Source organism: Sphingobium sp. RC1 (assembly GCF_059738765.1).
The window spans coordinates 1,152,406-1,164,340 of the sequence record NZ_AP027306.1 but is presented as its reverse complement, the minus strand read 5'-3'; the positions used below and the strand labels follow the sequence as shown (position 1 = coordinate 1,164,340).

At 63.4% G+C, this 11,935-nt stretch carries 4 protein-coding genes; all 4 read right to left on the bottom strand.

Features of this window, described 5'->3' with window-relative positions; all coding sequences use genetic code 11:
* Nucleotides 1–13 precede the first annotated feature (13 nt).
* From AC6JBC_RS05690 to AC6JBC_RS05675, 4 genes are read right to left on the bottom strand one after another with little or no spacing between them, the layout of a single operon-like run.
* The gene (locus AC6JBC_RS05690; protein ID WP_498025862.1) at nt 14–2,173 is read right to left on the bottom strand and encodes a type I secretion system permease/ATPase; all 2,160 of its coding nucleotides are present in this window, start codon (nt 2,171–2,173) and stop codon (nt 14–16) included.
* 53 nt (nt 2,174–2,226) lie between these two features.
* Nucleotides 2,227–3,621 carry a TolC family protein gene (locus AC6JBC_RS05685; RefSeq protein ID WP_498025861.1) on the bottom strand — a complete coding sequence of 465 codons (1,395 nt, stop codon included), beginning with the start codon at nt 3,619–3,621 and terminating at the stop codon, nt 2,227–2,229.
* 13 nt (nt 3,622–3,634) lie between these two features.
* Nucleotides 3,635–4,342 carry an OmpA family protein gene (locus AC6JBC_RS05680; RefSeq protein WP_498025860.1) on the bottom strand — a complete coding sequence of 236 codons (708 nt, stop codon included), beginning with the start codon at nt 4,340–4,342 and terminating at the stop codon, nt 3,635–3,637.
* A gap of 47 nt (nt 4,343–4,389) precedes the next feature.
* Nucleotides 4,390–11,847 (bottom strand): cadherin-like domain-containing protein, encoded by a 7,458-nt coding sequence (locus AC6JBC_RS05675; RefSeq protein WP_498025859.1) that lies wholly within the window; start codon nt 11,845–11,847, stop codon nt 4,390–4,392.
* Nucleotides 11,848–11,935 lie beyond the last annotated feature (88 nt).

The window sequence follows — 11,935 nt, the reverse complement described above, 5'->3', positions numbered from 1 at the left end:
CATGTCCGCCCGATCATTGGACCGCTCCTTTCTGAAGCTGCCCAATAACCTCATCGCGCGGCCCGTCCGCCAGAACCACACCTTGGTCGATCACGATCAACCGATCCACGATCCGCAGCAGGGCATGGCGGTGCGTCGATACGATCAGCGTCTGTTCGGGCTCCAGCGCCTTTGCCAGATGATCGACAAACAGATTTTCCGTCTGATTATCCATCGCCCCGGTCGGCTCATCGAGGAAGAGCAGCCTGGTCGGCTCCACCAACGCCCGCGCCAGCACCAGGAAGCTCCGCTGCCCGCCTGACAGGCGACCGCCGCGCTCACCGATATGAAGGTCGAACCCGGCGGCATCCCGTCCAAAGAAGCGCGACGCGCCCGAACGCTCCAGCGCGTCCAGCAACTTCTCATCGTCGGCGTCCCGCGCGCCCAGCAGCAGATTTTCCCGCACCGACCCGCTGAACAGTTCCGCATCCTGTCCAACATAGCGGAAGGCAGCGCGCAGTTCGTGCGGATGATATTGGCGGCTATCCACATCATCGATGGTCAACATGCCACCGCCCGGAGGATAAAGGCCGCACAGCACCCGCCCCAGCGTCGATTTGCCCGACGCCACGCGCCCGATGATGCCGATCCGTTCGCCGGGTTCGACGCGCAGATCAATGCCTTTGAGGCTGGGCTGAGTGGCGCCCGGATAGCTGAATTCCAGCCCCTTGGCGACGATCGCGCCCTTGCGCACCTTCGGGATGATACCACGCGCTCCGTCCAGCCGCTCGTCCGGCTGATCGATCAGCGTCTGGAGGCTGCCCAAAGTCGTCATCGCCTGCCGTGCTCGCACGATGACGAAGGCCAGCTGTCCAACCGGCGCCAATGACCGGCCAGCCAGCATGACGATAGCGATGATCGCACCCATGGTGATCTCGCCCGCCGCGAACATGTAAAATCCGCCGATCACCAACGCGATGCTAGTCACCTGCTGGCATAGCGATGCGAGTGTCACGCTCGTCGAGCTCAACCGTCGCAGCTTTTCCTGCGTCGATGCGCTCATCCTGGCGTAACGGCGCCACCTGTCCAGCATCCGCCCTTCGGCGCGGCAGGCCTTCAGCGTTTCGATGCCCCCGATCGCTTCCACTAGCGCGGCGCTTTGCAGGCTCGAGTCCGCTTGCGCATCACGCGACAGGCTGGCCATAGAGCGCTGAAGGAAAAAGCCCGCTATGGCCATGATGCCGATCATGACGACAGGCACGACCGCGAGCCATCCGCCCAGCAGCGCGATGATGCCGACAAACACAAACAGGAAGCTGATATCCACCACCAGCACCACGGTGGTCGATGTGAAAAATTCCCGGACGCTTTCGAATTCCGACACGCGTCGTGCCAGCGCACCAGTGCTGCCCGCGCGGCTAGCGAGCGGCACGTTCATCACCTTCTCGAACAACCGCTGCGACAGTCGTTCGTCAATTTCCCGGCCAGCCTCGTCAACCAGCCGCGCCCGAGCGAGCCGCAAAGCAAAATCCAGCCCAAAGGCCAGCATGACGCCCGCGCCCAATACCCACAGGCTGGAAGCGGCCTTGTTCGGAATGATCCGGTCATAGACGTTCATCGTGAACAGCGGCAACGCGAAGGCGAGAAGGTTGATGATCCCCGCCGCCAGCATGACATAGCCAAAGGACCCCCGCGCCCGCCAGACTTCGCGCCAGAACCAATGCTGCCGCGCCCGCTCGTCCCACGGCCTTTCCTCGGCCCGTTCGCGGCCGTGATCGGCCATGACCACCAGCGCCTCGCCGGTGAAATAGGATTCCAGGTCGGAAAGCCGCGCCCATACCGGCTCGCTCGCATGAGGCAATTGAACCAGCGCATCGCCCTGCTTGATGTCCAGCAGGAGGAGAAAACGCTCGCCCCTTAGCGGCAGGATGGCTGGCAGGTTGGCGGGCCGCCATTTGTCGAGCCGCCCGCGGACATGATCGCTCAGCAGGCCGATCTGATCCAGCGCGGATTCCGCCTGATGAAAGGGCAAACGCCCGGATTCATCAACGGCAAGACCCGCCCGTAGAGCCACGATCCCCGGCGATCGATCGAAATGCCGCGCCACATGGGCGATGCATTCGGTCAGCTCGTCACCGGGCGAACTCTGATGGTCCAGCCATTCGGCCAGACTTAATGTGCTTCGTTCCAACATTGTTTACCCCGCGCCACCCCGGCCGAAGCCGGGGTGACCCCAAAGATGGAAACTCAGCCCGGATAGCGCCGCCGCTGCAATTCGGCGGGCGGCAGGTCCGGGACATCATATTTCTTGCGCGCATAGGGATTGGCGCCCGAAGGCTGGGCTATCCCCAGAGTGTCGAGCAACTGGTTGGTCGCCGCCAGGATCTGATATTGCGCGAAGATTTCGGAGAAGCGGGCGGTTTCCGTCCGCACCTGCGTATTGAAGCGGGTATTTTGCGTATCCAGCACGTCAAGCAGTGAACGGCGTCCGACGTTGAACTGCTCGCGATAGGACACCAGCAGGGAATCAGACACGGTGCCCTGACGCGACAAGTCGGTCAGCCGCTTCTTTTCCGTATCCCAACGGTTCCAGGCAGTGCGGACATCATCTTCCGCCTCGCGCTGACGCTGGCTGAGCCGGAAACGCGCCTCGCTAGCACGGCGCGTCATTTCCTGGACCTTCGCCCGGTTGATACCGCCATCGAACAGCTGCCAGCGCAGGACGACACGGCCTTGCACATCATTGGTACTGCCACGAAAGCCGTCCACATCCTCACCGACGCGGCCGCGCCCTTCCAGCACCACCTTGGGGCCAAGCTCGGACTTCGCCTCGTCGACGACTGCATGCGCCGCCTGGATGTCAGCTTCAGCTTCCCGGATCAGCGGGTTGTTGGCCCGCGCGCCCGCAATCGCTTCGTCCAGCGTCGGCGGTACAGCGCTCGTCACCGCATCGGGCATCGACACCTGATCGATCGAAAGACCGGTCAGCGTGCGGAAGCTGATCGCTGCGTTGGTCAGGTCCTGCTCGGCTTCGCTCTTGCGGACCAGCGCGGATTGCAACCGCTCTTCGGCCTGCTGTTGGTCGGCGATGCTGATCGACCCCTTCGACACGCCCTCGCCCAGATCGCCGAGCAGCTTGCGATGGAAAGCGATATTATCCTCAGCCGCCGCGACGACCCGCTGTTGCAGCATATAGTCCAGATACTGCCGCGTGACGTTCAGCGCGACAAACTGCGACCGCTCGCCCACGCGCAGCGCAGCTCCGTCGATCCGCGCTGCCTGACGCCGCTTTTCAGCACCGCGATAGCCCGAATCGAACAGCGTTTCTTCGGCCAGCACACTTGCTTCCAGCGGATAGAGCGTCTGGTCGCCGATGCCGAGCGTCCGGCGCGTGTTATTCTCCAGCCGACGTATGCCAGCCGATCCTTCCACGCTGACCCGGGGCAGATACAACCCCTTGGCCTGCTCGCGTTCGAACTCGATCGCTTCCTTGTTCTGGATCGCCTGGTTGATTTCCGGATGACTGTCGATCGCGGCCGCGATGGCGCTCTTCAGGTCCGTGGTCTGTGCCCAGCCGGTCGTTGCCATGGTCGCGGCGCACAGCGCCATCAGGCTGCCGCATGTCTTGCGCAGGATTGTCATGATTGCGCTCCCCTCAATTCGTGCTGGCAGTGACTTCGACCCGACGGTTCATCGGTTCGCGCACATTGTCGGCAGTTTCGATTTTCAGCTGGGTCTCGCCCAGCCCGCTGACGGTCATCGCGTCCATCGCGATGCCACCCTGGCTCATCAGCCCGGCGACAGTCTGCGCCCGGCGCAGCGACAGGCCGTCATTATAGCGTGTCCCGCCCGACGTATCGGTGTAGCCGGTGACGCCGAACCGCGTCCAACCGCACTGGGCGGCCGTTTGCGTGATCTGGTTGATCGTCGCTGCGCCCTCGGGCAGCGGCGTGTCCATGTTCCAGTCGAAGAAGATGGACACCGCCGGTGCCGTGCAGTCCAGCGCGGGTGGGGCTGAAGCTGCGGTCGGCACCGGCGGCGGTGGCGGCGCCGAAAGGCGTGCCACAAAGTCGTCGCACTTATTGATGCTGTCCGCATCCTTAGTGCCGGATTTCATGAAGCCCAGCGCAATGCCGCACTGGTTCTTAGCCTCCACGGCCCAGGTCCAGCGGCTGTCCTGCGCTGCCCGTAAGCTGGCGTCGCCGGTCGCCGCAACCGCCGTGTCATAACGGCTCTTGAGCGCGCCTTTGAGCTCCGAATTGCCCATCTGCAGCAGGGGCGAAGCGGGTGCCGCCAAGGCCCCCGTCGATATCATCCCCGCCGCTAGGCCGAAGGAAGCGATGCTTCTCAACCTGTTCCGCATAATCATTCTCCCCCAAATATTCCCGCGAGAAATCCGAACCATGGCGATCACCCGTGAGCGACCGCCATCGCTTCATGCGCGACCATCGCCGCATCGAAGACACTGGCCGCCATCGCCATCAGATGGCCTGCATCGGCAGCGTCGCCCGCAACAGGATTGAGCAGCACTGGCGCATGCTCGCCCCCTGGCAACGCGGCCAGCAGTGCGTCGATGTTTGGCGTCCCTGCATGGCCCAAAGCTTCGGCCACCACCTGTGCTGCTTGAGCATTCGGAGCCGCCTCATGCGCCGCAACGAGCGCCGCCGCATTGCCATCGAAGACCGAGAGATTGACCGCCTGGGCGAGCAAGCCCTGATGATCGTCCAGCGCGGGCTGCGCCTGGCCATCATCATTGGCGGCATGAACCGGTGCATCATCGCCGCCCGCAAGCGTCGAATGATCTGGAGCCGCATCGTCGCTGCCGCTGTGGCTCGCCCGTTCGACCGGCTGATCCGCAGCATGGCTATCCTGGCTTTCGCTCGACACCGATGTGCTTGCGTCACCTTCGTTGGCAGGCTCGGACGCCGTGCTGGTAGTAGCCGTCGGTACGGTATCCACCGTCGTCTCGGTCTGAGCAACGACCGGAGCAGGCGCCTGCTCCACCGTCTCGGCAGCACCAGCCACCGCCACCAGGCTCGCCGCTATCAGCGCCTGGTTGAAGCCGCTGGTCGTGCTTTCCGTCTTGGCGAGATCGACATCCCTGGAGGTGGCGAACACCACGTCGCCGACAGTGCCCGTCGTGCCGTCAGTACGGGTGAAGGTCGCTTCCCCCAGCACTGTCACGTCGCCGCCCGCTGCCTGATAGCTCTGGCCATCAGAGGTCAGCTTGATCGATGCGATGCCCATGTCGGCCAGCGACTTGAACTCACCGCCATCGACCACACCGTTGCTGTTCAGATCCTGCCAGACACCGAATTCGGAGTAAGCGGCATCATGAGCGTCGAACACGCCATCGCCATTGCCGTCATAGGCAAGGCGCAGGCCTTCCAGATCGCTCTTCGCCCCCGGCGCATCGTCGGCGAAGACGATATCGTAAGATCCGCCGGTCGCATGAGCGAGCAGGCCGTCGTCGGAAGAGACCCATGCCGTCTTGACCGTGCCGCTGCCATAATCGTGGGTGACACCCAGCGAACGATCGACAAATTCCAGACCGTCACCATCCAGGTCGATCGCGACCGGCGGAACCGGCGCTCCGCCTTGGAAGGTAACATCGATCGTGGTGGTGGGCGTCGTGCTGGTGACAATGTCGCCATCTGCGTCCTTCACCGTGACTGCGAACTGCAGCACCTGATCGTCAGGAATGACCTGCTGCGTTACGCTGAAATTTTCAACGCGCGCCGCCGGATTGCCGCTGCCGGTATAGTCGAAGCGGACCACCATATGATCAAAATCGAGTGTCGGATCGATATCGACATGGCTAATTCCGTCAGCGTCCTTCGTGACGAGGAAAGTCCCGGTTTGAAGTGGCACCGCGCCACCTGTTGGCGTGCCGCCCGCGTAGGTGGCCCAGCTCACCGTCACCGTCGATGTGTTCGGCTGGAAATTAACGTCGAAGCTCAGGGACGAAGAGTCGTGACTGCTGAACAGGAAGCCTTCATTGTCATTGACGAGGTTGTTCGCCACGCCAAAGCCATTGCCTGACGGATTGATCGTCGATCCATCGTTGGTGAAGGCTTGGGCGGTGGTCGTCCCGTTGGCGTAAGAAACGCCGTCGAACACCTGCCCCCCTGGCAGGGTAACCGTCGTGTAATTGCCAGGCGCGATGTTGCTGAAGCTGAGCGGCGTATCGACCACTGGTCGTGTAGTCAGCACGTCCACGGTATAATCGCCTGTCACCTGATCAACGGATACCGTGAAATAGGGATTTCCGTTCACGCTGGCCGTCACCACGCCGGTGCCGTCGCCCGTGTAAACGATGCCCGTTATGTCAGTCAGATGGGTCAGCGTGATGCTGCCCGCCTGATCTGCACCATAGGTGAAGTTGATATCATTCCCGCTATAGGTGTGAATGGAATTCGCCACCGACAAATCCGTGACGGAAGACAATGTCGGAACATCATCCACAATAGAGACGACGATCGATCCAGGCGTCGCGTCGCTATCGCCAGTGGCGTCGGTCACCGTCATGCTGATCGTGTCGGTCAGCGGGTTGATCTCGCCCTGGCCGGTGTGCGTCAGCGCATGATCCAGCGTATAGCTATAGCCATAGGTTACGACGCCGTTCACGTCCGGCGCCGAGATCGAGGTGATCGTCAGCACGCCCTTGCTCGTAAACACCTGCTGCCCCACCGCCGTGATCGCCTGCGCCGGGTTGAGGTCGCCATCAAGCGTCAGCGTGTAGCTCTCGCCATTGGCGTTGACCTTGAACTGACCGGTCGTGTCGGTCTCGCTGGCCGCACCATGCTGCAAACCGTCGGCCAGGCCATCCTCATAGACCGTGCTCGTGTCGCCCGTCACATCGGGCACGCGGCCATCCTGGTTCAGGCTGATCACCAGCTGGGCCAGGTCTGTGTCGCCGTCCCCATCCTTGATCTGGTAGGTGAAGGTCTCGCTCGTCACGCCCGCCGGGATCGACGCGGTCTTGAGCGTATAGGTATAGCTGCCATCCGACTTGATCAGCAGGTCGCCATAAGTACCGCTGATCGTCGTACCCGCAGCGCTCACCCCCGTCAGCGCGCCGCCACCAGCTTCGGTGCCCACCCGAGCCCCCGTGACCGCACCGCCAGGCGCCGCGCCGTCCGCGCCGATCGTGTCCGCCGTGCCATCGGTCGAGTTAGCATCTGTGCCGCCGACCCCGGTGAACACATTGCCGTCGGCCTTGTTGCCAAGACTTTCCGTCACGCTGTCCGCATCATTAACCGCATGCGGCGCATCATCGACGATCCGCACGACCAGCGTGTCGCTGCCGCTGGTGCCGCTGATGCCGGTCACGCTCACCGTGACGCTGTCGTCAAACTCGGTGCCGGTCGCGCCTGCCTTGCTGTCATTGTCGATCGTCGCGAGCAGCGTGTAGCTGTAGCTCACCGCCCCGGTCGCGGCATTGTAGCCGGTCAGCAGCAGCGTCCCCTCGCCTGTGTTCACAACGCCATTGGTCGCGGCGAACGCCTGCATCTGCGCCAAAGTGAAGCTCGTGCTCCCCACCGTGATGCTCGCGATCCCGTCGGTCGCCGAGACCGTGAAGCTGCCGCTGGTCACGTGGCTGCCGTCATGCGCGGTGCCGCTCGGCAGCCCCGCCTCATAGACGGTCGCATCCGGACCCGTCGCCGCCGCCGTCACCACGGTCGCGCTGTCGTCCGCACCTTTCACCGTGATCGTCAGGGTCGCAGGCGACTGGTCGCCATCGGCATCCTGCATCGTATAATGCAGCGTGAAGTCCTGGCTGAACCCGCTGCCCAGCGCCTGGGTCGCTGCCCGGCTGTTGTCCAGCACATAGCTCCAGCTGCCGTCGCTGTTCTGCACCAGCGTGCCGTAGCTGTTCAGCTCCGCCACCACCGCTGCGTCCGCGCCCCAGGCAACAAAGCTCTTGGGCGTATCCGCACCAGACACGTCGTTGCTCAGCACATTGCCGGACAGGCTACCCGCCACATCCTCGGTCAGCGTGCCGCCTGCATCATTGACCGCATGCGGCGCATCATCGACGATCCGCACGACCAGCGTGTCGCTGCCGCTGGTGCCGCTGATGCCGGTCACGCTCACCGTGACGCTGTCGTCAAACTCGGTGCCGGTGGCGCCTGCCTTGCTGTCATTGTCGATCGTCGCGAGCAGCGTGTAGCTGTAGCTCACCGCTCCGGTCGCGGCATTGTAGCCGGTCAGCAGCAGCGTCCCCTCGCCCGTGTTCACAACGCCATTGGTCGCGGCGAACGCCTGCATCTGCGCCAGGGTGAAGCTCGTGCCCCCCACCGTGATGCTCGCGATCCCGTCGGTCGCGCTCACCGTGAAGCTGCCGCTCGTCACATGGCTGCCGTCGTGCGCGGTGCCGCTCGGCAGGCCTGCTTCATAGACGGTCGCATCCGGACCCGTCGCCGCCGCCGTCACCACCCTCGCGCTGTCGTCTGCGCCCTTCACCGTAATCGTCAGGGTCGCGGGCGACTGGTCGCCATCGGCATCCTGCATCGTATAATGCAGCGTGAAGTCCTGGCTGAACCCGCTGCCCAGCGCCTGGGTCGCTGCCCGGCTGTTGTCCAGAACATAGCTCCAGCTGCCGTCGCTGTTCTGCACCAGCGTGCCGTAGCTGTTGAGCTGCGCCACCACCGCTGCGTCGGCACCCCAGGCAACAAAGCTCTTGGGCGTATCCGCACCAGACACATCGTTGCTCAGCACATTGCCGGACAGGCTACCCGCCACATCCTCGGTCAGCGTGCCGCCTGCATCATTGACCGCATGCGGCGCATCATCGACGATCCGCACGACCAGCGTGTCGCTGCCGCTGGTGCCGCTGATGCCGGTCACGCTCACCGTGACGCTGTCGTCAAACTCGGTGCCGGTCGCGCCTGCCTTGCTGTCATTGTCGATCGTCGCGAGCAGCGTGTAGCTGTAGCTCACCGCCCCGGTCGCGGCATTGTAGCCGGTCAGCAGCAGCGTCCCCTCGCCTGTGTTCACAACGCCATTGGTCGCGGCGAACGCCTGCATCTGCGCCAAAGTGAAGCTCGTGCTCCCCACCGTGATGCTCGCGATCCCGTCGGTCGCCGAGACCGTGAAGCTGCCGCTGGTCACGTGGCTGCCGTCATGCGCGGTGCCGCTCGGCAGCCCCGCCTCATAGACGGTCGCATCCGGACCCGTCGCCGCCGCCGTCACCACGGTCGCGCTGTCGTCCGCACCTTTCACCGTGATCGTCAGGGTCGCAGGCGACTGGTCGCCATCGGCATCCTGCATCGTATAATGCAGCGTGAAGTCCTGGCTGAACCCGCTGCCCAGCGCCTGGGTCGCTGCCCGGCTGTTGTCCAGCACATAGCTCCAGCTGCCGTCGCTGTTCTGCACCAGCGTGCCGTAGCTGTTCAGCTCCGCCACCACCGCTGCGTCCGCGCCCCAGGCAACAAAGCTCTTGGGCGTATCCGCACCAGACACGTCGTTGCTCAGCACATTGCCGGACAGGCTACCCGCCACATCCTCGGTCAGCGTGCCGCCTGCATCATTGACCGCATGCGGCGCATCATCGACGATCCGCACGACCAGCGTGTCGCTGCCGCTGGTGCCGCTGATGCCGGTCACGCTCACCGTGACGCTGTCGTCAAACTCGGTGCCGGTGGCGCCTGCCTTGCTGTCATTGTCGATCGTCGCGAGCAGCGTGTAGCTGTAGCTCACCGCTCCGGTCGCGGCATTGTAGCCGGTCAGCAGCAGCGTCCCCTCGCCCGTGTTCACAACGCCATTGGTCGCGGCGAACGCCTGCATCTGCGCCAGGGTGAAGCTCGTGCCCCCCACCGTGATGCTCGCGATCCCGTCGGTCGCGCTCACCGTGAAGCTGCCGCTCGTCACATGGCTGCCGTCGTGCGCGGTGCCGCTCGGCAGGCCTGCTTCATAGACGGTCGCATCCGGACCCGTCGCCGCCGCCGTCACCACCCTCGCGCTGTCGTCTGCGCCCTTCACCGTAATCGTCAGGGTCGCGGGCGACTGGTCGCCATCGGCATCCTGCATCGTATAATGCAGCGTGAAGTCCTGGCTGAACCCGCTGCCCAGCGCCTGGGTCGCTGCCCGGCTGTTGTCCAGAACATAGCTCCAGCTGCCGTCGCTGTTCTGCACCAGCGTGCCGTAGCTGTTGAGCTGCGCCACCACCGCTGCGTCGGCACCCCAGGCAACAAAGCTCTTGGGCGTATCCGCACCAGACACATCGTTGCTCAGCACATTGCCGGACAGGCTGTTGGTGGCAGCATCTTCCACGACAACATTGCCGACATCATCAATGGCGTGCGGCTGGTCATCCACGATACCGATAGTCAGCGTCGTGCCTGCGGTGTCTCCATCACTGTCGGTAATAGTGACGGCGAAGCTATCCTTCGTGTTGTCGCCCGATGTGGCCGTTTCCAACGTATAGCTATAGCTGTATCCGGATGCCGGAGATCCAGTGATGGTCAGGGTGCCGAAGCTGCCCTGGACGGTCCCGCCGTTGGTCACATCCACATTATTGATGACCAGCGAGCCGACCGTGTCGTTTCCGGTCGTGACGATCAGCGTTCCAGCGGCGGTCTCCGCCGTGGATTCAGCATTGGAACCATTGGGATTGAGCGCAGACTCATCGACCAGCGTGTCCGACCCAGCCTGAACCTCCACAGTCGGCGTGGAATCGGGCTCCAGGGTAACAGTGACTGTCGCCTGGGAGGTATCGCCATCGCCATCCTGAATCTGGTAGATAAAGGTTGCCGTGCCTTCCTGCCCAGCCGCCGGCGTGAAGGTGAACAGCCCGGTCGCGGGGTCGTACGCCACCGCTCCTTCTGCTGGACCGCTGACAATCGTCACGCGCACGGCGGGATTGTTGTCGATATCGACCCCATCAGCGCCGAACACATCATTGGCAAAGGCGTTGATGACGACCGGCGCACCCTCTGTACCCTGGTGAGCCAGGTCATCGTGCGCGGTAGGCACGTCGTCGATGACGTTGACCACCAGCGCCTTGGTGACGCTGTCCCCGTCAGCATCGGTAACCGTTACCGTGAAATTGTCGGTCACGGTATCGCCCGAGGTATTGTCGGCTAATGTATAGCTGTATTCGATCGCACCTGGAGCAACACTGGTGATCGTCAGCGTGCCGTGGGCGCCGGTGATCGTTTGCCCCGGTCCAGTGACGACCTGGCCGTTGATGCTGATCGTTGCGGGTGTATCGACCGCGACATAGGTTATGGTGCCGGCTGTCGTCTCGACCGGGGCCGGTTCGTTCGAACCAGGAGATCCGCCGGGACGGTTTACCGTGCCCAGGCCGGACTCGTCCACGACAGTGCCAGGGCCGGAGGTGGGAACCTCCAGTTCAGGCACATGATCTTCCTCATTCGGCGCGACGGGGAGGATTTCCCGCTCTTCAGGCTGCGTAAAGGCCAATTCGGTCGGTGGGAGCAGGTCGCCCAGGCCGTGAGGATTTCCCACGTCGCCCTCGGCTGCCAGGAAATTGCCGCCAGAACTGCGGGCCGGACCCGCAGCGGGCTGTGGTTCCTCGCCGATCAACAGCGCCGCAAGGTTGACCGAAGGGATTTCCACGTCGCCGACAACGATGTGCGGCATTACGACCGCGCCGTCCAGGATCACCATCTGAGTGCCGTCCGGCAACGTGACGATCAGGTTGCGGCCATCGACCTCTATTTGATTGATGTCGGTTCCGGCAGGAAGGACGACAACGCCATCCGGGCCAGCGGCCACCGTGCGCATTGTGCCTGGCTGGATATGGTGCCCCTTTACCCGAGCAGCGAGTGCATCCAACACCGGATCATGCGCTTGCTGACGGTCAGCGGCGGCATCGACATTCCATTCGCGCTCGAAATCCATCTTTCCATCCCACCTGTCATCATGGGACGGTTCAAAGAAGTGCGCAGAAGACCGCTTCCTCAACGCGCATGCATCGAGAAATTCCATC

Bases quoted from the DNA above. Each gene is read 5' to 3' on its own strand.
- AC6JBC_RS05690 (WP_498025862.1), bottom strand. From the start codon at position 2,173: ATGTTGGAACGAAGCACATTAAGTCTGGCCGAATGGCTGGACCATCAG.
- AC6JBC_RS05680 (WP_498025860.1), bottom strand. From the start codon at position 4,342: ATGCGGAACAGGTTGAGAAGCATCGCTTCCTTCGGCCTAGCGGCGGGG.
- AC6JBC_RS05675 (WP_498025859.1), bottom strand. From the start codon at position 11,847: ATGGATTTCGAGCGCGAATGGAATGTCGATGCCGCCGCTGACCGTCAG.
- AC6JBC_RS05685 (WP_498025861.1), bottom strand. From the start codon at position 3,621: ATGACAATCCTGCGCAAGACATGCGGCAGCCTGATGGCGCTGTGCGCC.